The 21,452-nt window shown below is 58.0% G+C and carries 20 protein-coding genes and 5 pseudogenes; 8 read left to right on the top strand and 17 right to left on the bottom strand.

Features of this window, described 5'->3' with window-relative positions; genetic code table 11:
- Positions 1-239: pseudogene (locus EV561_RS38260) on the top strand (IS110 family transposase); the annotation flags it as partial.
- 397 nt (positions 240-636) lie between these two features.
- Here the strand turns inward: EV561_RS38260 and EV561_RS34945 are convergent.
- The 8 genes from EV561_RS34945 to EV561_RS34910 all read right to left on the bottom strand — a co-directional run bounded on the left by EV561_RS34945 (position 637) and on the right by EV561_RS34910 (position 9,165).
- Positions 637-1,362 (bottom strand): Asp/Glu/hydantoin racemase, encoded by a 726-nt coding sequence (locus EV561_RS34945; protein WP_245513224.1) that lies wholly within the window; start codon positions 1,360-1,362, stop codon positions 637-639.
- Between the two features lie 25 nt (positions 1,363-1,387).
- Positions 1,388-2,818 (bottom strand): amidase, encoded by a 1,431-nt coding sequence (locus EV561_RS34940; protein ID WP_132528454.1) that lies wholly within the window; start codon positions 2,816-2,818, stop codon positions 1,388-1,390.
- A gap of 27 nt (positions 2,819-2,845) precedes the next feature.
- Positions 2,846-3,607: an aspartate/glutamate racemase family protein gene (locus EV561_RS34935; RefSeq protein WP_132528453.1), complete on the bottom strand. Its 762-nt coding sequence runs from the start codon at positions 3,605-3,607 to the stop codon at positions 2,846-2,848.
- Positions 3,607-4,590, bottom strand: a complete 984-nt coding sequence (locus tag EV561_RS34930) for an ABC transporter ATP-binding protein (RefSeq protein ID WP_132528452.1) — start codon at positions 4,588-4,590, stop codon at positions 3,607-3,609. Before EV561_RS34930 ends, EV561_RS34935 begins: the two co-directional genes overlap by 1 nt.
- Positions 4,587-5,549 (bottom strand): ABC transporter ATP-binding protein, encoded by a 963-nt coding sequence (locus EV561_RS34925; RefSeq protein ID WP_132528451.1) that lies wholly within the window; start codon positions 5,547-5,549, stop codon positions 4,587-4,589. The genes EV561_RS34930 and EV561_RS34925 overlap by 4 nt, the downstream gene beginning before the upstream one ends.
- Positions 5,546-6,424 (bottom strand): ABC transporter permease, encoded by an 879-nt coding sequence (locus EV561_RS34920; protein ID WP_245513222.1) that lies wholly within the window; start codon positions 6,422-6,424, stop codon positions 5,546-5,548. Before EV561_RS34920 ends, EV561_RS34925 begins: the two co-directional genes overlap by 4 nt.
- Positions 6,414-7,430: an ABC transporter permease gene (locus EV561_RS34915; RefSeq protein WP_165928031.1), complete on the bottom strand. Its 1,017-nt coding sequence runs from the start codon at positions 7,428-7,430 to the stop codon at positions 6,414-6,416. The genes EV561_RS34920 and EV561_RS34915 overlap by 11 nt, the downstream gene beginning before the upstream one ends.
- A 94-nt stretch (positions 7,431-7,524) precedes the next feature.
- Positions 7,525-9,165 (bottom strand): ABC transporter substrate-binding protein, encoded by a 1,641-nt coding sequence (locus tag EV561_RS34910; protein ID WP_132528448.1) that lies wholly within the window; start codon positions 9,163-9,165, stop codon positions 7,525-7,527.
- 237 nt (positions 9,166-9,402) lie between these two features.
- On the opposite strand from EV561_RS34910, the gene EV561_RS34905 reads away from it, so the two are divergent.
- The 5 genes from EV561_RS34905 (at position 9,403) to EV561_RS34885 (ending at position 13,494) form a co-directional block, all read left to right on the top strand.
- On the top strand, positions 9,403-10,122 hold the full coding sequence (locus EV561_RS34905; protein WP_132528447.1) for a GntR family transcriptional regulator: 720 nt from the start codon (positions 9,403-9,405) through the stop codon (positions 10,120-10,122).
- Positions 10,119-11,537 (top strand): dihydropyrimidinase, encoded by a 1,419-nt coding sequence (gene hydA, locus EV561_RS34900; protein WP_132528446.1) that lies wholly within the window; start codon positions 10,119-10,121, stop codon positions 11,535-11,537. The genes EV561_RS34905 and hydA overlap by 4 nt, the downstream gene beginning before the upstream one ends.
- Before the next feature lie 12 nt (positions 11,538-11,549).
- Complete coding sequence (locus tag EV561_RS34895; protein WP_132528445.1) at positions 11,550-11,987, top strand: DUF3830 family protein; 438 nt, start codon at positions 11,550-11,552, stop codon at positions 11,985-11,987.
- 278 nt (positions 11,988-12,265) lie between these two features.
- The gene (locus tag EV561_RS34890) at positions 12,266-12,844 is read left to right on the top strand and encodes a sigma-70 family RNA polymerase sigma factor (RefSeq protein ID WP_348633770.1); all 579 of its coding nucleotides are present in this window, start codon (positions 12,266-12,268) and stop codon (positions 12,842-12,844) included.
- Positions 12,841-13,494: a ChrR family anti-sigma-E factor gene (locus EV561_RS34885; protein WP_132528444.1), complete on the top strand. Its 654-nt coding sequence runs from the start codon at positions 12,841-12,843 to the stop codon at positions 13,492-13,494. The genes EV561_RS34890 and EV561_RS34885 overlap by 4 nt, the downstream gene beginning before the upstream one ends.
- A 117-nt stretch (positions 13,495-13,611) precedes the next feature.
- Here the strand turns inward: EV561_RS34885 and EV561_RS38255 are convergent.
- Positions 13,612-13,773 (bottom strand): annotated as a pseudogene (locus tag EV561_RS38255) (response regulator); the annotation flags it as partial.
- A gap of 179 nt (positions 13,774-13,952) precedes the next feature.
- Between EV561_RS38255 and EV561_RS34870 the strand changes: the two are divergent.
- Positions 13,953-14,324 (top strand): annotated as a pseudogene (locus EV561_RS34870) (transposase); the annotation flags it as partial.
- Here the strand turns inward: EV561_RS34870 and EV561_RS34865 are convergent.
- A pseudogene (locus tag EV561_RS34865) lies at positions 14,322-14,645 on the bottom strand (transposase); the annotation flags it as partial. The pseudogenes EV561_RS34870 and EV561_RS34865 sit on opposite strands and share 3 nt — an antisense overlap.
- Before the next feature lie 41 nt (positions 14,646-14,686).
- Between EV561_RS34865 and EV561_RS34860 the strand changes: the two are divergent.
- Positions 14,687-14,956 (top strand): SDR family oxidoreductase, encoded by a 270-nt coding sequence (locus EV561_RS34860; RefSeq protein ID WP_132528441.1) that lies wholly within the window; start codon positions 14,687-14,689, stop codon positions 14,954-14,956.
- Positions 14,957-15,201: 245 nt separating this feature from the next.
- Here the strand turns inward: EV561_RS34860 and EV561_RS34855 are convergent, their stop codons facing one another.
- The 7 genes and pseudogenes from EV561_RS34855 to groEL all read right to left on the bottom strand — a co-directional run.
- Positions 15,202-15,633, bottom strand: coding sequence for a response regulator (locus tag EV561_RS34855; RefSeq protein ID WP_132528440.1), 432 nt, complete (start codon positions 15,631-15,633; stop codon positions 15,202-15,204).
- Between the two features lie 11 nt (positions 15,634-15,644).
- On the bottom strand, positions 15,645-16,754 hold the full coding sequence (locus tag EV561_RS34850; protein WP_132528456.1) for a PAS domain-containing protein: 1,110 nt from the start codon (positions 16,752-16,754) through the stop codon (positions 15,645-15,647).
- 260 nt (positions 16,755-17,014) lie between these two features.
- Positions 17,015-18,706, bottom strand: a complete 1,692-nt coding sequence (locus EV561_RS34845) for a PAS domain S-box protein (RefSeq protein WP_348633769.1) — start codon at positions 18,704-18,706, stop codon at positions 17,015-17,017.
- 551 nt (positions 18,707-19,257) lie between these two features.
- Positions 19,258-19,591, bottom strand: a pseudogene (locus tag EV561_RS34840) (glycosyltransferase); the annotation flags it as partial.
- Between the two features lie 88 nt (positions 19,592-19,679).
- The gene (locus tag EV561_RS34835; RefSeq protein WP_132528438.1) at positions 19,680-20,102 is read right to left on the bottom strand and encodes a hypothetical protein; all 423 of its coding nucleotides are present in this window, start codon (positions 20,100-20,102) and stop codon (positions 19,680-19,682) included.
- Complete coding sequence (locus EV561_RS34830) at positions 20,077-20,385, bottom strand: hypothetical protein (RefSeq protein ID WP_245513220.1); 309 nt, start codon at positions 20,383-20,385, stop codon at positions 20,077-20,079. Before EV561_RS34830 ends, EV561_RS34835 begins: the two co-directional genes overlap by 26 nt.
- A 53-nt stretch (positions 20,386-20,438) precedes the next feature.
- A partial coding sequence (gene groEL, locus EV561_RS34825; RefSeq protein WP_132528437.1) for a chaperonin GroEL occupies positions 20,439-21,452 on the bottom strand: 1,014 nt, incomplete at its 5' end.

The raw sequence follows: 21,452 nt of genomic DNA, 5'->3' as shown, positions 1-21,452 counted from the left end.
GATGTGGGTGTGCGAACCGCGCTCTACGAGGCGGCCAACGTCATCCTGACCCGGCCGGTCAAAGGCTCGGATCTTAAGACTTGGGCGCTGGCGGTGTCGCAAGACGGGCGGGACCCAGAAAGGCGCGCGTTGCACTGGCCCGCAAGCTGGCGGTGGTGTTGCACCGCATGCTCAGGGACGGAACCAACTTCCTTCCTCGCAAGGCAGCGCCAGCCATGGCCGGAGGAGGAAGGATGTAACAACACAGGCTTTCGGGCGGGCCATACCATCAGCCCCCCGGAGCAAGGTCCCTTCGCCGGGACGATGGATGGGTTAGGCCGCAGTGAGGTAAGCAGCCCCAGTGGACTGCGCGTTTCTAGATTGGCCAACCGGTCCTCAGCAGACCCCATAAAGCAGCGACCCCGCGTCGACTGCGGACAGAAGCAAGCACTCGGCGAGGGATTAGGCTCAAAAGGGATTGACTCGCTAAAGCCCGTTACAGAAGCGACCTCACTCTGCCACCGTGCAGGCCGCTACTCACCCCTGATGGGATCTCTAGAGCTAAATCAAGGCCGCGATAGCCGAACGCTTACTTTTAAATCATCACTGCCAACAAAGGATCGCGCGAACTTCCTCGCGATCGGATTCATATGGCTGTTACGAGGCTCCGGAGAACATTCTCCCGAAACCTTGCACTCGCTTGAGATCATAGTCGAGCGCTGCAAGTGCACCGTAAATCGATGTCGCGACGCTGTCATGGATCGCGATACCGTGAGCCGCCTCCAATTGATTAACGAGAGGTGCTCCCGCGAGATTGGTGCAGAAAATGGCGACTGAATTTGGCCTCGCAGGCGCGAGGTCGGCAATCATCTCTGCAATCGTCTCGGGCCTCACCTGGCTGAAGCTGAAGTTGTCCCTGATGCCCTGATGCCGCTCACAGATGACCTCGACACCCTCACTCGCAAATGACTTGATGATTGCTGCCTGAACATCAGACGTGTAGGGGGTAGCCAGACCGATCCGATGTTCGTTTCTTTTACGCATGACGTCGAACAGCGCGAGTACCGAAGTTGATGCCTTGATGCCGGTCACCTGCGTGATGCGTTCGCACAGCCGACGATCGCTATCCAGACCCAGCCAGCCGGCGCTTGTGCCGTTCCAGACGACCACATCGACTTTCGCGTCCGCAAGCAATTCCGCCGCCGTCATCATCGGGCGGTCGTCAAACTGGTTCAGCAGTGCGGCATCCAGGCCGATTGCCGTAACCCGGAACCTCGAAAAATGCGCAGTCACGTCAGGCAGGTCTTTGAGCATCTGCGTGGTGACCGGTTCGAGTACCGTGTTGGATGAAGGGGTGAGCATTCCGATGCGGAGCGGGTTCACTGACGTTTCCTGAAGATGAGATGGGTCAAGCATGGATGGGTGGCCGGCCGAGCTTCGGTAAAACAGCCTCAAAGGCTAAGGCTGCGGACAACACCTTGGCATCACCGAGATGCGGGCCAACGATTTGCAATCCGATGGGCAAGCCATCGACCAGGCCGCATGGCACGCTGGCCGCCGGCTGTCCTGTCAGATTGAAAGGTGATGTGAACGGACACCATTCGTAGGGTGCGATGGCTTTGCCATCGATATTCGACGGGCCATCCTGGTCTTTAGCGAAAGCGGTGACCGAAAGAGTTGGCGTCAGGATGAAATCGTAATGGCTCATGACCTTGGCAATTTCGTCGACAAAGGCCTTGCGCGCGGTGATCGCGTCCGTCGCGTCCTCGAATGGGCGTGACTCCGCCAGAAGAGCGGTCACGGCCTTCGAGACCGGTACCGGTTGGTCTGAAAGCAGCCTACGCATCCCCGTGAGGTCGGTCTCCAACGCCACCATTGCCCTGAATGTCGCATGCACATCGATTTCGGGCGGAGCCCCGACGGTCAGTTGAAGACCGCATGCTTCAGCCAGCAGAGAAACGGCCTTGTCTGTTGCGTCCTTAAGGCCTTGCTCGATTGTCTGGTCATGCCATGTCGGCCAGTAGAGAACCCTGGCGCCGCGGGGCAGCGGGGCAATATCGGTCCATGAAAGGTCCGCGCAAGGGATCGACCAGCGATCACGCGGATCGGGACCGGCGATGACAGATAGCATCAGGGCCGCATCCGCCACATCGCGCGCGATCGGGCCGATATGCTCGATCGATTCCCAGCCAGAGACACCGGGAAGCGAAATATCCCGGCATCCAGGCCACAGCGGAACACGGCCCATGGCAGCCTTGACACCGACAAGCCCCGAAAGGGCGGCCGGTAGCCGGACGGAGCCACCACCGTCGCTGCCGATTGCGATCGGGCACACGCCGGCTGCAACGGCTGCGGCAGATCCTGCGCTCGAACCGCCTGGGGAGCGATCCGTGTTCCACGGGTTGCCTGTGGCCGGGAACAGGAGATTGTTGCCGTGAGCACCGAAGCCGAATTCGGAAACATTCGTCTTACCGAGGATGATCGCATCGGCCGCCTTCAACCGCTCGACAACGATGTCATCTTCATCAGGAATATAGTCGGCATAGAGGTTGGAGCCGAATGTCGTTCTGAGACCCTTCGTCAGAACAAGGTCCTTGATGGCGACAGGCACACCGGCCAGCGGGCCGGCCGGTTCGCCACGTGCGATCCGTTGGTCCAACGCGTCAGCGGCTTTATAAGCTTCTTCACGCGCCAACGTCGCAAAGGCGTGAATGATCGGCTCGACCTTGTCGAGCGCCGCAAAGGCAGCATCGAGGACGGCGCGTGCGGAGAGCGCTCCGGACGCGACCTGTTCGGCGATATGACGGGCCGACATGGTTGGATATTCATCGATGAGCATGAAAGCCTCCTTCTGGGGAAATATTCATCATGGCGCTATCGCGACCGGCTCCGCCAGCAGCCGCTCGAGCGCGGGAGAGAGGCCGAGTGATGCCTTTGGATCGGGCCGCCTGAAGGTGCCGGCGGATGCCTTTTTCGGATTGAGCGCGGCCAGCAATTCTGCCTGCTTTATCGCCGCGATGACGGATTCTACGACGGGGACGGAAACGCGTTCGCGCACACGTGACGCAAGACCCGCCAAAGGGGCACCCGCGAGAATGATGACGTCGGCGCCATCTTCGTCGATAGCTTTTCGCGACAGGTCGATCAGAAGCTCTTCCTTTTCGTCCTGTACATTGGCGAGGGATGCAAATGGTCCGTCGAGCAACCTGATGCTTGCCAGTCTTTCCAGAAGCCCGTGCATCGCAGCGCATTCGCGGAACCAGGGGCCTAGTGCCCGCGAAAAGGAAACAATCGAGAAGCGTTGGCCAAGCATACAGGCGCTGAGCATCGCTGCCTCCGCAAGACCGATGACCGGAACGGACATCAGCTCTCGGGCACCGCCAAGGCCAGGATCGCCAAAGGCAGCGATGATCGCGATATCAAAACTGCCATCTCGCTCGGCAAGGACATCGAGGACGATGCTGGACGCGATCGCGGCTTCAGCCCGTGTGGCAATATAGGGCACGCCCCGCGGAGCCGTAACCGGGATGAGCGTAGATCCCGGAGACAGGAAGGGTTTCGCAACGCGAACGAGGAGGTCAGTGACTTCTGTCGAGGTGTTGGGATTAAAGAGCAGTATGCGGGGCATCAGGGATTTCCTTCGGTCGCGCGATGACACGCGACAAGGCTGCCGTTCCCGTGGGATGTCAGAGGCGGCATTGCCTTGGTGCATATGGGCAGTTCTACAGGGCACCGGCCCGCGAAGCGGCAGGCGTTTCTATCGGGATCGATAGGGCTCGATGCGGAGCCTTCGAGCTTGGTTCGATCGGCATTCTTACGCTCCGCGTCAGGGATCGCATCAATGAGTGCGCGGGTATAGGGGTGCCGGGGTTCATGGAAGACCGACTTGGACGGACCAAACTCGACAATGCGGCCGAGATACATCACCGCGATCTTGTCGCAGAGCAGGCGCACGACATTGAGGTCGTGCGAAACAAACAGATAGCTCATGCCGCGTTGCTTCTGCAGCTTGGCGAGAAGGTGCAGGATTAGCGACTGCACCGACACATCCAGAGCCGAGGTCGGCTCATCCAGCACAAGCAGCTTGGGCTTGACTGCTATGGCCCGTGCGATACCGACGCGTGCTTTCTGACCACCCGACAGCTGATGCGGATAACGACTGCCGTACTCCCGCGGAAGACCGACATCGTCAAGGGCCGCAAGCACCAAGTCCGTGATTGCCGCCCTTGAACCGCCCACAAGCTGTTTCAGAGGATCAGCAATGGCTTGGAATACCGTGAAGCCGGGATTGAGGCTCTCGGTTGGATCCTGGAAGACAACCTGAATATCGCGCCTGAGCGACGAGCCACCAAAGCTCTTTGCGGAGATCGTACCGATTTCGACGCCGGACAGCTCGATCTTGCCCGCAGTCGGATCGACCAGACGAGCCAGCACGCGAGCGAGGGTCGACTTCCCGCATCCGGATTCACCGACCAGACCGATGCATTCGCCTTCGCCGATCGTCAGATCGACCTCGTCGACCGCGTGCAGCATCTTGCGCCGCAGTGTCCCGACGGGATAGCGCTTCGAAAGGCCGCGAACCTGTATCAGGGGAGCACGGGTAACTGTCATAACGGGTGCCTGCAGCGGACGGAGTGATCATTGCCCAGCGGCGTGAGTGCGACATTCTCCGTCTCGCAATCGGCCTGGCGCCTGTCGCAGCGATGGAGAAACCGGCAGGAGGAGAGGTCGCGCCTGAGGTCGGGAAGATTGCCTGGGATCGAAGACAGGTCCTGAAGCTCGGTATGAGCAGTTGGAGTGGCGGCAAAAAGCCCTCGTGTGTAGGGGTGCGCAAAATGTGCCCGAAGCTCATCGGCGGGTGCCATCTCAACCATGTGGCCTGCATGCATGACAACGATGCGGTCACAATATTCTCCAGCGAGAGCCAGATCGTGTGTGATCAGGATCGAGGACATCCTGCTCTCTCGGACAAGATTGCGCATGAGATCCATGACGACGGCCTGGGTTGTGACATCGAGGCCCGTTGTCGGCTCATCTGCGATAAGAAGGGATGGCGAACAGGATAGTGCCATCGCGATCATCACCCGCTGACACATTCCGCCTGAGAGTTCGAAAGGATAGGCGTTGTAGCGTCTTTCCGGGTCGGGGATGCGCACTTTTTCCAGCGCAGCGATGGCCGCAGCCCGGGCATTCGAGCGGGCAACGGGCCCGTGTCGCCTCAACACGTCCTCGATTTGCCTGCCAACCTTCATGATCGGATTGAGGGCCGTGCGCGGGCTCTGGAAGATCATCGACAGTTCGCGACCCCGGATGGACGCAAGCGGCGAGTTCGGTCCGGCAAGGTCGATACCGCCGAATTCGATGGCATCGGCCTTCATTTCGGCATTGTCGTCGAGAAGTCCCATCAGCGCATAGGAAAGCACGGATTTCCCGGAACCGCTTTCACCCACGATGCCGAGCACTTCGCCCTTGCCGAGAGAGAAGCTGACGTCGTCGAGGACTTTGACCGTCCCGGATCGGGTCTTGAAGTTGACACTGAGGTTTTTGACGGAAAGCAAAGGGACGGTCATGTGCGCCTCCTTGGATCGATGATATCTCTGAGACCATCACCGATGAGGTTGAAGCAGAAGACCGTGATGACGAGCGCCGCGCCCGGAAAAACAAAAGTCCACCACTCGCCCGAGAAGATGTAGGACGCCCCTTCAGACACCATGATCCCCCATTCGGGTGTCGGCGGGCGCACGCCGAGGCCGATGAAGGACAGGCCTGCAGCGTTCAGGATCGCCCAGCCGAGATTGAGGGAGCCCTGAACCATCATCGTCGGCAGGATGTTCGGCACGATGTGAAAGGTCAGCAGCCGGAACGAGCGGTTGCCACCCATACGGGCCGCTTCGACGAATGTCATATCGCGCCGGACGTTGACCTCGCTGCGCGCGAAGCGCGAGTAAAAAGGCAGATTGATGATCGCGGTTGCCAGTACGATGTTCCCGACACTGTTACCGAGTGCAGCGACGATGCCCATGGCCAGGACAAACAGCGGGAACGCCATGATCGTGTCCATAACGCGTCCGATGATCGCGTCGGTCCAGCCGCCGAAGTAGCCGGCGATTGCCCCTGTCCCCGTTCCGATGATGAAGGAGAGTGCAACGGCGCCGATTGCCATCCCGATATCAAGTCGCGTGGCGATGGCGACGCGGCTGAGGATATCACGGCCGAGCGCGTCCGTGCCGAACAGGTGCGTCAGGGTTGGTGGCTTCAGCGCCGCGGATGTGTCGACGGCCAATGGATCATACGGAATGAGCCACGGAGCCAGGATCGAAATGACGACGAAGAGCAACAGGGTAATCGCCGCTGCCAGCGTCAGCTTGTTTTCAGCGGCCATGTGGCGGGCATCACGCCAGAAGGTGCTGGAATGGGCGTTCGGAGAAACTGCGTCAACCATCATAGCGAACCCTCGGATCGATTGCAGCGGCCGCGAGGTCGACCACCAGATTAAGCAGAATGTAAAGGATGGCCATCATCAGCACGAAGCCTTGGACTGCGGCGTAATCCGAGGTGATGACTGCATTGACTGCATAGGCACCGATGCCCGGCCACGCGAAGACCTGTTCGACGAGCACGTTGGCGCCGAGCAGAAAGGAAAAGACCATCCCAAGAATGTTGATGACAGGAAGCATGGCATTGCGCAGGCCGTATCCATAGACCACCTTTGTGCGCGAGAGGCCCATCGCACGTGCGGTGCGGCAGAAATCGCTCGAGAGCGAGGCCAGCATTGAGGCGCGGGCAATACGTGCAATCGGTGCCAGTGCGAACAGCCCAAGCGAGATCGAAGGCAGCACCAGTTGAGAAAGGGATGCGCAGAAGGCGGAAATGTCGCCCGCAAGCAGCGCATCGATGAGATAAAGCCCGGTAATGGTCGGGGGCACCGTAAAATAGGTGTCGTTCAGGCGGCCGAGCGGTTCGGGTGCGATGCCAAGTCTGAAATAGAAGACATAGACGAGGCCAAGCGCAACGAAAAAGGTCGGGAAGGCTGCGCCAACGGAGACAATGATGCGACAGAGGTGATCGATCATCTTTCCGGGTCTTGTTGCAGCGGCTATGCCAAGCGGCAAGCCGATGAGCATTGCGAAGATAAGTGCACAGAGCGTCAGTTCGATCGAAGCGGGAAGCCGCGTTACGAGGTCCTGGAATACAGGCTGGCCACTCGATAGCGACATCCCAAGGTCGCCGTGCAGCACGCGGCTGACGTAGTCGCCAAACTGAAACCAGAGAGGCCTGTCCAGTCCGAGTGCCGTGCGGATCTGCGCTATGCTTTCCGGTGTTGCCGAGGATCCCGCATAATAGGCCGCTGGATCGCCCGGCAATGCGCGTGCCAGCAGAAAGGTCACGATCACAACGCCGACGATGCTTGGAACCGCCGTTGCAATTCGCTTTGCAAAACTGAGTATTATCTTCAAGAGTCAATCTCCGCACGCGCTTGGGCGCCTGGTCGATCCGGGATTTAGCCCGGGGAGCCGAACCGGGATCCGGCCCCCTCGTTACGTTCTAGTCTTTCGAGATCGACTTCAGGTCGAGATGCGTATGGAACCAGTACACATAGCCCTTCACGTTCTTCTGCATCGCGATGTCAGAGTAGAGGTGGGCGACCGGGACACGCGGCACATCGTCCATGGCGATCCCGTTCATCTTTGTGATGATCGCATCATAGGCAGTCGGATCGCTTTCGAAGCGCGCTTGTTCGATCAGCTTGTCCAGCTCCGGGTTCGAATAGTTGGCGGTGTTGAACACGCTGTTGTTCTTGCCGTCGTAGGTCCAGAAGTAGAAGTACTCCGGATAGTCGAGCCAGCCGTAGAAGTAGTTGATGTCCATGGGCATGCTCTTCGAGCCCATCTTGGCGAACCATTCGGATCCCGGCACCTTGTGGATTTCGATGCTGATACCGATTTTCTTGAGCTGCTCCTGAATGAGCAGGGCCATCGGCTCCTGAACAGTCGTCTGGCTCATGTCGATGTAGAGGTCGGTCTTGAAGCCGTCGGCATAGCCGGCGTCCTTCAGAAGCGCCTTGGCCTTGTCGAGGTCGGTGTTGTATTTCGACGCCACCGGCCATTTCGGCGCATAGGGGGCCGACGGATCGGCGCCGAAGAGCGGTTCGCCCCGCTCGTAGAGCGCCTGCTTCATGATGCTGTCGTAGGGAAGGGCGTAGGCAATCGCCTGGCGCACCCGCTTGTCGTCGAACGGCTTCATGGTCACGTTGAGGTCGACGTTGAACTGCTCGTTCTGCATAAGCGTGCCGATGACGTTGACCTTTCCTGCGGCTGCAAGCTCGGCATAGTCCTTTGGAGGCAGCCCGACCGAGACATCGACGTCGCCTTTTTCAAGCAGGGCGCGGCGGGTACCCGGAGATGCGATCTCGCGCAGCACAACACGCTTCAGGGCCGGCGTCGGGCCGGACTTCCAGTTGTCGAAGCGGTCGAAAACGATCCTGTCGCCGCTTTTCCAGCTGCCGACCTTGAAAGGTCCGCCACCGGCATCATTCAACGACGTCCACTTCAGTGCCCAGGGATCGTCGGTCGTCGCATGCCGCAGGGCAAGCTTCTTGTTGACGACATAGGGAACGGGGACAGCCAGATCCGGCAGGGTCAGCTTGTCGGCGACGGGCAGTGTAATCTTGAAGGTATGGGCATCAACGACGGAGAATTGCTTCGGATCGGTCAGGGAGCCGGCTGCCATCTGAACCGTTGGAAAGCCGCCGACCGAAACAGCGCGGTCGAAGGACCATTTGACGTCATCAGCCGTAACGGGGGAACCATCATGGAAAGTCGCGTCTTCGCGCAGATGGAAGATCAGTGTCTTGCCGCCATCCTGGATTTCCCAGCTTTTGGCAAGCTCCGGCTCGATTTTGGTGGCATCATACATGACCTTGCCATCGGGAAGGGTCTTCGTGCCGTGCGTGATCAGGCGATCGTAAAGCTGCCAGGATGCCATCTGCGCGAATTCGTTTGCAGCGGGCGCCATGGCGTCGAGGGAGTTCGGGCCGTGTTCCGCGACCTCGATCAGAACATCCTTCGGGGTTTCGGCATGGGCAATGCCATGGAGCAGACCGAGCGATAAGGCCGCTGGAATCCAGAGTGACGTATGGGAGCGGTAGGCTTGCGCGCGAGCGATCGCGGATTTGCGTATGGCCATGGAGGCGGCACCTTCTGCTAATGTGGCGGACGTAGTAGCCCTTGCAAGTGGTATGCCAATTTCTAATTACTTGATAATATTATATATCTTTACGAAGTGCATTATTTATGTAATTATACTCGTGCTTTCAACGTGGTCAAAATGCTCGATTTTTAAGCATGTGAAACGCTTGATTGGCGACTAGGCAGTTCGATATCAGTGAGATGAATAAGCATGAGAACGTTGGAGGAAACAGTCATGGATGACGAGGATGATGCGCCTTCGCCCATACCCTATGCGGTCGCTATAAAGCGTGCGTCCCTCCATCATCACGTGGTCGACAAACTTCGCGAAATGGTCAGTCGTGGCGATCTTCCGGCTGGCGAGCGGCTGAACGAAGTCGCCCTTGCCCAGGCAATCGGGGTATCGCGCACGCCCATGCGCGAGGCGGTGAAGCTGCTTGCCTCAGAGGGGCTGCTGGAATTGTTGCCGGGTCGCGGGGCGAGAGTCCGTCAGTTTTCGGCTGAGGAACTGTTCGATGTGTTTGATGTGCTTGGCGCTCTCGAAAGGCATGCCATGGAAATCGCCGTTTCGAAGCTGACGCCCAAGGCGTTGACCGAAATCGAGCGGCTGCACAATCAGATGGGCGAGGCGTACGCGAAACGAAACCAAAAGAGCTATTTCAAGGCTAACCAGAAGCTTCACGCTCTGATTGTCGATCTTGCGGGCAATCCCGCCTTGTCAAACACCCACATGACGTTGACGAAGCAATCGGTCCATAATCGCCATGAGACACTGATCTCGGAACAGCGCTGGAAAGAGTCAGTCGCCGAACACCAGGCTATATTCGAAGCGATCGTGAACGCGGATGCTAACCTTGCAGGCCTGCTGATGCTTGATCATAGCCGAAAGACCGGGGCGGCCGTCGTTGACGCCGCCCGTGCTGCCAACGAAATCCGGGCGAGTAACAGAAAATGAGCGAATTCGACTTGATTATTGCCAATGGCACGATCGCGACCGCGGCCGACGTCTTTGCAGCCGACGTTGCCATCAAGGATGGCAGGATCGTTCAGATCGGCCAAAACCTCGCGGGCAGCAAGCGCTGTATCGATGCTTCAGGCAGGTTCGTGCTGCCCGGCGGAATCGATAGTCATGTGCATATTTCCCAACCTTCCGGCGAAGGGATCGTCATGGCGGATGATTTCGAGAGCGGCACGCTCTCCGCTCTATTCGGGGGCAATACGACGATCATGCCGTTTTGCCTGCAAGAGAGGGGACAGTCCATGCGACAAGCCCTGACAGCCTACCACGCTCTTGCCGACGGCGAATGCTATACGGATATCAGCTTTCATATGATCATTTCGGACCCGACTGCATCGGTTCTCGGCCAGGAACTGCCGGCGCTTGTTGCCGATGGATACACGTCCCTCAAGGTCTTCATGACCTACGAGGGTTTGCGCCTGAACGATGCTGAAATCCTCAAGGTGCTGGACGTTTCGCGCGAGACCGGGGCCACCGTCATGGTGCATTGCGAAAACGAGGATGCGATCCGGTTCCTGATCGAAAAGCACCAGCTTGCCGGCGATGTTGCACCCCGGGCTCATGCATCGACGCGTCCGATTGCCGTCGAGCGTGAGGCGACACATCGAGCGCTCTCGCTGGCCGAGGTCGTCGATGTGCCGATCGTCATCGTCCACGTATCCAATGGCGAAGCCATGGACGAGATTGCAAGGGCGCGCGCCCGAGGCGTAAAGGTGATTGGGGAAACTTGCCCGCAATATCTAATGCTGACGGCAAAGGACCTTGAAGGCATGGATTGGGAAGGCGCCAAGATGGTCTGCTCGCCGCCTCCAAGAGATGAGGTCGCTCAGGCAGATTGCTGGCGGGGGATTGAGACTGGCGTATTCGATCTCTTTTCGTCGGATCATTGCCCGTTTCGTTATGATGACCCGCAGGGCAAGCTCAATCCGAAGGGCTCTGTCAACTTCCGGCATATCCCAAACGGAATTCCGGGCGTCGAGACCAGACTTCCGATCCTTTTCTCGGAAGGGGTGATGAAGGGGCGTATCGATCTCACACGATTTGTGGCCCTGACTTCGACCAATCATGCAAAGACCTATGGCCTTTATCCACAGAAGGGCTCGATTGCGATCGGCGCAGATGCTGACATCACGATTTGGGATCCCGAGGCCAAGCGCACGATCCGGCACGCCGATCTCCACGACGGCTCCGATTACTCTCCTTACGAAGGCATGGACGTGACCGGTTGGCCGGTGACAACGATCGTTGCGGGTGCTGTCATGGTCGAGGATGGCGTTCTGGTCGGCAACAAAGGGCAGGGCAGGTACCGCTCCGGGACCACGCGCTCCGTTGGAATTCGCGGCCAGGCATAGAGAGATATGAAAATGAACCTCAAAATCACCGCTGGACCTTTCACCTTCCACGCAAAGCTTGAAACCGACAAGGCGCCGAAGACCTGCGAAGCGTTCCTCAAACAGATGCCGTTCAGCGGGAAGATCGTGCATGTGCGCTGGTCAGGCGAGGATGTATGGATCCCGTTGGGCGATCACCAGTTTGGCGTGAATTATGAGAACCATACCAGCCATCCAGCACCTGGCCACATCATTCTTTATCCCGGTGGTATCAGTGAAACTGAGATCCTGATTGCCTATGGCGGTGTCGATTTCTCGTCGAAGATGGGCCAGCTTGCGGGCAATCACTTCATTACGATCACCTCGAAATTAGATCAGCCCCGAGCTGGGCGTCGAATGCGAGCGCAGTGCTCTTCCGGGCGTCAGTCCGGCATCACCAGCCCCGCTGGAATTTTTTCCGATAGGACGTAGCGCTCTTTTTGCTGCATCCTACGGGGAACGCTGCCTCTCAGATTAAGGGAAAAAGCAAGTCGCGCGACTCCTTTTGTCCGAAACGGACTGAAACAGGCGCCGGCAAACAAGGAAGGCGACCACGGGGCGCGGCGATCTGCAGTTCATTTTGATCTACTGCGCTTCCTCGTCGTATATCTGTTCATGAACATGGAACTGTCGCTCCGACCCGTTTTCGTCGAGAGACCTGTGTATGGTCAACTGCTTGGCGTTCATCGCAGTCGGAACGAAAGGTCGGAGTGTTGAAGGAAGAAGGACTAAAGTCTGATACGGCGCGGATCAATTGGTTGATGGCCGCAGTAGCAGACGCGCGCGATGTCGACGCGTTTGAAATTCTTTACAGGCATTTTCGTCCCCGTGTGCGGTCGTACATGGTCCGACTGTCCAGGGGCAATCGCGTTTTAGCCGAGGAGCTCACCCAAGAAGCGATGATGCGGGTCTGGCAAAAGGCCGCTCTGTTTGATCCATCGAAAGCACACGCATCCACATGGATCTTCACGATCGCTCGCAACCTCATGGTCGATGCCGTGCGAAAAGGCACTCATGCCGAGTTTGATATGAATGATCCTGCTTTCGTGCCAGGCGAGATCGAGTCAGCGGACGTCTCGATCGAGCGCCTGCAGGAAGCGCAGCGTTTGCGACGGGCGATGCTGGCGATGGAAGACAAATATTCAGACGTTCTTCGGATGTCGTTCTTCGATGGTCTGACGCATCCACGTATAGCACAGAAACTTAACCTCCCACTTGGAACGGTAAAAACGAGGATACGGGTTGCATGCGAGAAACTGCGGATGGCCCTTCAGGAGGAGGAAAAATGATCAAACACCATCTGGATGACGACATGCTCGTTGATTATTCCGCCGGCACTTTGGCGGAGGGTTGGAGCGTTGCCGTTGCCACCCACCTCGCACTTTGCCCGGCGTGCCGCACGAAGATCGACATGCTTGATAGCGTTGGTGGCTACTTTCTTCAATGTGAAGACGCGGATGAAGAAGACTTGCCGGAGAGCTGGCAGGCGATTCGAGCCCGGATCGCGGCCGGCGAAATCGAGGCGGTTTTGCCGATAAAGAATTATACGACAGCCGACCCGACTTTCCCGGAGCCGTTGAGGTCTTACATAAGCAAGGCTGGCGGCCTGAAGTGGCGCCGTCTCGGGCTAGGGGCGGCCCAAATGATTATCCCAACCGAAGATAGCACAACCACTGTGCGTCTACTTAAAATTCCGACGGGTCGTCCGGTTCCTGAACATTCCCATAAGGGCTCGGAAATGACACTTGTTCTCGACGGTTACTTCAGCGACGAGGTTTCCACGTTCAGGCGAGGGGATGTTGAAATGGCTGATGGCAATCTTATGCATCAACCTCGAGCGGGAACGGACAAGGACTGCATCTGCCTTGCCGTCACCGACGCGCCATTGCGGTTCACAAGCAGGCTAATGCGGTGGATGCAGCCCGTTCTAGGGATATAAGCTGCTAGGCAGCGGTGTGAGTTATCACTTCCTCCAAAAGGGCGACGCCTGACCTCAAGGTTTCATCATCCTGTAGGGGAACATTGTTTCGTTTGCCACGCCGAGAATCTCAAGTGGTTCGTCCGCGCCGGCTGGTTTGCTCAGGAATTTCGTTGCACCGAGCCTGACGGCTGTGACCGCCGACCTAATGTTCCCGTAACCGGTCAAGACCAGCGTTCTTGTATCGGGAGAATTTTCCTGCACCGCCGCCATTACTTCGAGACCACTGCAAATTCCGAGGCAATCCGCCCCCTGATTCCGAAATGATCTCGCCCCCCAGTTCCGAGAATTAGTCGCCCCCTTGTTCCGAGATGATGCCGCCCCCTTCGGACGGGGTGTGGCGTGGGTGTTCTGCCGGTGTGAAGTTCCTTCCGTCGATGGTGATGGGGAGGAACGGGATGCCTGCGGAGAGACTGGAGATGCGGCGTGTCTGCGAGATACTGAGATATCGGGCCGAGCAAGGACTGGGCCATAAATCGATTGCGGTTCGGGTCGGGGCAGCGCCGTCAACGGTGCGCGAGACGCTGCGGCGGGCGACGGCTGCAGGGCTTTCGTGGCCGTTGGACGACGACGTGAGCGATGCCGTTTTGGAAGCGGCGCTCTACAAGGCGGCCGGGACGAAGACGGGTCATCGCCGGGCTCCCGAGCCGGACTGGGCCGAGGTGAATCGCGAGCTCAAGCGCAAGCACGTGACGCTGCAAATTCTCTGGGACGAATATATCGGCCGTTATCCGGATGGCTATCGCTACAGCCGGTATTGTGACCTTTACCGCGGCTGGGCGATGAAGCTGCCGCCCTTCCAGCTCGCGCGCCTCCATCACAAGGTGATGGTTGATCCGTCCCCATAAACCCGTCGCTCGCCATTCGTAGAAATAGGCCTGAACAGTCGTAAACGGTAAGTCCTTTGGCAGCATTCGCCACTGACAACCCGTCGAAGCAATGTAAAGCAGCGCATTCACGACCTCGCGAAGATCGGTGCTACGCGGCCTCCCCAAACGCCTTGGCCCTGGTAGGAATGGCGAGATCAATCCCCATTCCCGATCTGTCAGATCACTTGCATAGCGGCTCGTGCGTCGGGCATATTGCCGACGGGTGAAATCAGTCCAACCCATTGTGGTCTCCGTTCGTCCTAAGCAAACAAACAGAATCACAAATGACTGATTTCACTCAACTCTTTTTCGGTCAGGCTCTAAAATCGGATATCCGCGCCAATGTAGTCGCGCCCGGACTGGACTGGACGATGCTGCAGCCAAGTGGCGGACAGCCAGACGAGAAAGTGAAGAACTTCGGTAAGCACAGCGACTTCAGTCGCCCGGCGCAGCCGGTCGAGCCGGCTCCCGTCTTTGTGCTTCTTGCTTCACAGGAGGCCAGCTTCATCAACGGTGAGTTCTACGGTGTCACCGGCGGCAAGGGCATCGCTTGATCGAACCATCTTCGAAGTTTGACCATGCCGCAAGCGTCAACTTTGAAACATGTAACTGCGGGTGCCCTGAATATTGCCTATTGCGAGTCAGGTCCCTCGGGTGTCGTTCCGACGATCCTTCTACACGGCTTCCCCTACGATGCCCACGCCTATGACGAGGTGGCCGCTCGATTGAGCAGTTTCAGCCGTCGTTGCATCGTACCTTTCCTCCGCGGTTACGCTAGCTTCCCAGGGTAATCGATGGACTACAGGTGCTCGCGGAACGCCGTAGTGCTGATATCTGCGGCCAGCACAAGGCTCGCGGGCGGAGCGACGTCTTCGCCACCCGCTATGATCGCTGAGATGTAGGCAAGAGCGTTCTTCATGCCATTCATCGTGTAGGGCTTTTCGATGGCACCGAGGGCGCCTGCGAAATCTGCGGGGACCTTCTTGATGTTACCGCTGACGAATACGTAAGGAATGCCTTTGGATGCGAGATCGCGGCCGATGTCGATTCCTGTTGGACCGTCTTGAAGATGAATATCGACGAAAGCAAAATCCGGGTGATCCGCTTCCAGGAGGTCGCCGACCTGTTTGCGGTTCATTGCGGTGCCGGTCACTTCGTGGCCAGCCATCGCAACCTCTGTTTCAAGCTCCATGGCGAGCAGCGTCTCGTCCTCGACAATCATAACCTTCAATGCGCGCTCTCCTATCCGTCGACCAGCAAAGTGACATCGACGGTTGTCCGATGCCCGTCGATCCTCTTCTCGATCTTCGCGTCAATCTGCTTGGCGGAGGTTTCGAGAAGAATACGACCGATCTCGGCCGTGTCCGCATCGACCTCGACCGGTATCGAGGTGTCCTCCACCCTGATAAGGAAATGACCGTTCAACCGTTTGACGACGACATGGATGTCGCCGCCACCGTCGCTCAAGCCCCTCCGGACGGCGTCGCCGACGAGTTCGTTGACGATCAGCGACAGCGGCGTTGCCTTCACCGCCGGCACATGGAGCGGATGCAGATCAAGCATCAGTCGGATATCCTTGCGTCCGACAGCTTCGACAAGGTCGGTGACGAGTTCCTTTGAGAAGTCCGCGACGTCGAACCGTGAGACGTCCTCCAGCGTGAACAGTTTTCTTTGAACCGTACTCAAGGCCTCCACGCGGTTCAGCACGGACCTCAAAACGCGCTTCTGCCCTTCATCTCTGGTGATCCGGGTCTGGAGCTTCACGATCGAGGCCATGGTCAGGAGGTTGTTCTTGACGCGGTGATCAACCTCGTGGACGAGGAGCGATTTGGCTTTGAGTGCATCCTCCAGTTTCTCGGTATGGGCGGCCACTTCGTTTTCTGCATTATGACGTGCGGCGGCGAGATCGGCCTCCCGTGATTTCACATTGGTAAAGTCGAGCTGGGAGGCGAAGAAGTAGACGATCTTGTCGTTATCGTCTCGGACCGGTGATAGGAACAACGCGTTCCAGAACGCCTCGCCATCCTTCTTGTAGTTCAAGATGTCGATGGCGATGTCGGATCCGGCGCTGACCGCCGCGCGAATGCGGGCCACCGATGCCGGGTTCGTTTCCGGTCCTTGCAGGAAGCGGCAGTTGCGTCCCACTGCCTCGCTGCTTGAATAACCGGTCAGCTTTTCGAACGCGGCATTGCAAAAGATGATCGGATTGTCCGCTTGGTTCGGGTCGGTGACGATCATCGGCATGCGGGTGGCCTTGAAGGCAGCTGTAAAGGGGTCTTCGCGAACGTGTCGGGCAACCAGGCGCTCCCCGGCATCTCGCGCTTCTGTTCGTTTTTGGTCGTTTTCCTGCATAGTAACCTGATGGCTTCTAGTCTCGGCGTAATGCATGATGGGTTCTTCGAGTTCCCACTCATCCCCCGGGAGACAGCGATCGTGTTGTCCGCGATCCCCCATGAACGAGAGGCACGAAAACACTTAGGCCGAAGAATTCCCGCTTCAAGGATCCCCACAGCGACCGACGATGTGTGGAAATTGGCCCTTGTCGGCCAAGACGGAGGAGGAGTGAGGCATCCGACTGCGAACGATTTGCTATCGCTGTTCCGTCCCCGTCTTTACGATCCGGCATCTGGATCCAAGATCGCCTCGATCTCGCAGATGACACCGGCCGGATTGTAGCTGATCGTCGAGCGGCCGTTTAGCTCGGCCGCTAGAAGCCTCTCGACCAAAAGCGAGCCAAACCCCTTTCGCGTCGGCGATTGCACCGTGGGGCCGTCTCGCTCGACCCATTTGAATCGCAGTCTCGCGATGTTCTCCTCAAAGCTCCAGGAGATCGAGACTTTGCCTTGAGGGATGGACAATGCGCCGTATTTGGCCGCGTTCGTCGCAAGCTCATGGATCGCGAGGGAGAACGAGACGACGGCCTTCTGAGGTAACAGTACCGCGCAGCCCTCAATGTCGAACCGTTCCGGCGGATAGGGTTCTAGCACTTGGCTGACTAACTCTCCTAAGTCAGCGCGTTGCCAGTCCCGATGCGTGAGTAGATCGTGGGCCTTCGCCATTGATACGAGCCTATCCTGGAAGGCGGTCACTTGGTCCGGACCTGTTCCATCCCGACCCAAAGTTTGTCTAGCAATAGCAATTACAGTGGAGAACGCATTCTTGACCCGGTGATTGAGCTCGCCGGTCAGCACCGTTTGCAAACGCTCGGCCTCCTTTCGGGCCGTTATGTCCTGGGCCATCTTGGAAGCGCCGATGGTTTTTCCATTACTGTCGTAGATCGGCGAAACGCTGAGCTGAACGTCTACCAGGCGGCCATCCTTCGTTCGGCGCTGCGTTTCATAAGGCTCCACGATCCTGCCGGCGCTGACTTTCCGGATAATTTCCGGCTCCTCGTCACGACGCTCTTCCGGAACAAGCATTAGAACCGACTTTCCCACCGCCTCGTCAGGAGAGTATCCATAGAGCTTTTCGGCTGCGGCATTCCAGTTGGTGATCGTCATGTTGAGATCGATACTGAGGATGGCATCATTTGAGGAAGCGATAATGGACGCAAGAAGTCGCTCCGCTTCCTGAGCGCTCTTTCTCGCGGAGATGTCAAAAGCGATGAAGCCGACCTGCCGAACTGAGCCATCTTCATCTTCGAGGGCAGACACCGAGACAGCCGTCCATACGATACTTCCGTCCTTCCGCATGCATCTCTTTTCCATGTCGAAGGATTCGCCCGTTTCGACGAGGTTCCGGAAAAGTCGTTCAGCTTCCAAACGGTCGTCCGGAAACGTCAGATCCTGGAAACGAATGCCCACAAGCTCCTCTCTCTCGTAGCCTAGTATCTCGCAGAAGCGCTGGTTGATGAGCGTCATTCGGCCTTCGAGGTCGGTCTGGCCGATACCTGCGGCGGACTGGGAGAATAACGCCCGCAGACGCTCCTCGCTTTCCTTGAGCGCTTGCTGTGAGCGCACCCTTTCTGTCGTCTCGCTGACGATGCAGAATACGCCGCGGACGTTCCCGGTTTCGTCTTTGATCGGCGAATAGGAAATATCGAAATACACGGTTTCCGGATGCCCATGTCGCTCGATGTAAAATTGACGATCCCGGGCTGATACAGTCTCGCCGCCATGGAGGACGCGATCCAACAAGGGCTCCAGGTCATCCCAGAGCTCACTCCAGTTCTCATTTGCCGGTCGTCCGAACGCACGCGGATGCCTCAGGCCAATCGTGGGAGCGTAGGCATCGTTATAAAGAGCCACATACTGGTCGCCCCAGAACATGACGATCTGGGCATGCGAGGGAAGCATGATGTCCATAGCCGACTTCAGACAACTGGGCCATTCTGACGGCGGTCCCAGGATCGAGTCGTCCCAAAGTCCGCGCTCAATCATCTGCGCTATTCCGGTCGCCGCAATTTTATCGTTTAATTCTAGTGGAGACACTCTATCCATCCCCAAAGTTTTTCAGAAATGAGAAGTTGGAGGTGCGAAGTTAAGTCGTTTTGACGCGATAACAAGGGAGACGATCGCTCGCCTGGGCGGACTTTCGACACCAGCAGCCATCGCATGTGCTATTGGCAAGACGGGCTGCTAGTTGTCGGAAATGTTCCATCACACACTCAAAGGCCATGCAGGCGCATCGCTTCGTTCAGTTAACGATCCCGCAACGCGTGCTTTAACCTTCTTCTGCAAGGTCGCGGTCCTCAAGGTAAGCTGGGTTTAGAAGTTACTGAGATCCGCCGCCCCTTGAACGGGTCAGCCGTCGACCGCCGCAACGACATCTCCTGGCTTCAGGCCGGCGGTCGCGACTGGCGATCCAGCCTCGACTGCTGCAATCAACCCGCCTCGAACGGGTGTGCCGCAGGCCACGTCGTGACGGTGCGGTCGGCAAAGTCTCGGATCAGCGGAAAATGCAAGAGATCGATATGGAAGGGAAGCACATCGAATTCGTGCGCCCGCCTGCGGATTTCCTCCAGCATGGCGACCTGATGTGGCAGATGATCCCTGACATTCGGATTGAGCCTGGGCGCGACATCCGAGCATGAAACCAGGCGCGCGTTAGTGAAGGTATCGCCGCTGGCAAAAAGTGTGACGTCATGGCCTTGGGCGACAAGGTGTTCCGTGAGATAGGAAACAATGCGCTCGGTTCCCCCATTTGGACGGAACGCTCTCGGCGAGTGGTGCGATCTGAGCGATCTTCATCGGCAAAACCTCCTCAGTTGAGCAAAGAGTCGTCGGTAAAAATCATGCCCGCGTCCTGGAAGAGGCACGCGGCAGTTCGTTGCAGTGTCTAGATCTCGAATAGCTGTTGGCGGTGATCTCCTTTCTGGTAGCTGCACGGGCCCAGGCCGCCAAACCGGCGTGCTTGTGATCTGCGGCGGTGGGTCCTGCGGATGTCGAAAGAACTGGACGCCTCTTGCTGTCCAGATTGACGTTCGTCTTTGTCCAACGTCTTCAGCGCGTCGATGATCTCATCGTAGGACACGGCTTGATCCGCGCCGGGATAAAGACGAAGCGCCGGGATGGACTCGATGGCAAAGATATCGGACGCCCAAGATGCGAGGATGGCGCGCTTCTCGTCGTTGCCGATGTCGTCAACGGCAAGCACATCACGCGGGTGACCGAAATGATTTCCCGGATGAAGCAGATGCGCCGCGCTTAGTGCTGCCTCCGCGTCGTGGCATGGTTTACTGTTGTTGATGTCCTCTCTCATTTTCTGGCTCCATAGATAAATCGATGGTACCTGGGTTGATGTCCGGGAACGCATCAAGAAGCGCGTACCGCTCCTTCCGAGCCACCGGTATGCCGGCTATTTTCATCGCCTCTGACAGTAGTGCGTCGCGCTCTCGCACGCCGCTGTTGAACAATCTGGCGACTGTTATCGTCAGCGTTCCGATAGAGGAGGGGTCGTCCGTTACCCCTTTGACACGTGCAATATCTTTTACGACGCTGGCGCATAGGCGCGCCTCTTCTTTCGACGGCAGGTTCAACGTCATTTAACGCTCCACATGCAGCCCGCCCCGCGAAGGGGCGGGCCTCATCTACCGTTTTAGAAGTCCATTCCCGCGCCAGCCGGCATAGCAGGCGCAGTTTCCTTCTTTGGCTTCTCGGCGATCATCGCTTCCGTCGTCACCAGAAGGCCGGCAACAGAGGCGGCGTCTTGCAAGGCGGTGCGAACAACCTTGGCTGGATCGATGACGCCCTGGGCATAGAGATCACCATATTCACCGGTCTGGGCGTTCCAGCCATAGGAGAACTCACTCTTCTCACGCAGCTTGCCGACGATCACCGAGCCTTCGGCGCCGGCATTCTCGGCAATCTGACGGACAGGGGACTCGATTGCCCGACGGACGATCTCGACGCCGACCTTCTGGTCCTGGTTAGCGGTGGTGAGATTGTCGAGTGCCTTCACGGCGCGCAATAGCGCAACGCCACCGCCCGGCAGAATGCCTTCCTCTACGGCAGCGCGAGTGGCATGCAGCGCATCGTCGACGCGATCCTTCTTTTCCTTCACTTCGACTTCCGTCGAGCCGCCGACGCGGATGACGGCGACACCGCCCGCCAGCTTGGCAAGTCGTTCCTGCAGCTTTTCTCGGTCGTAGTCCGAGGTCGTTTCCTCGATCTGGGCGCGAATCTGGGCGACACGGCCGTCGATTTCCGGCTTCGAACCGACGCCATCGATGATCGTGGTATTTTCCTTTTCGATCGCCACCTTCTTGGCACGTCCGAGCATATTGAGCGTGACGTTTTCGAGCTTGATGCCGACATCTTCCGAGATGACAGTGCCGCCCGTGAGGATAGCGATGTCTTCGAGCATGGCCTTGCGGCGATCGCCGAAGCCGGGCGCCTTGACAGCAGCAATCTTCAGGCCGCCGCGCAGCTTGTTGACGACGAGGGTTGCAAGTGCTTCGCCTTCGACGTCCTCGGCAATGATCAGAAGTGGCTTGCCAGACTGGACGACGGCTTCGAGCACCGGGAGCATCGCCTGGAGGTTCGACAGCTTCTTTTCGTGGATGAGGATGTAGGGATCCTCGAACTCGACGCGCATCCTGTCCTGATTGGT

The organism is Rhizobium sp. BK376 (assembly GCF_004341625.1).
Taxonomy (GTDB): domain Bacteria; phylum Pseudomonadota; class Alphaproteobacteria; order Rhizobiales; family Rhizobiaceae; genus Rhizobium.
Note: the sequence above shows the minus strand (reverse complement) of the source record. Positions and strands in the feature narration are given on the sequence as shown.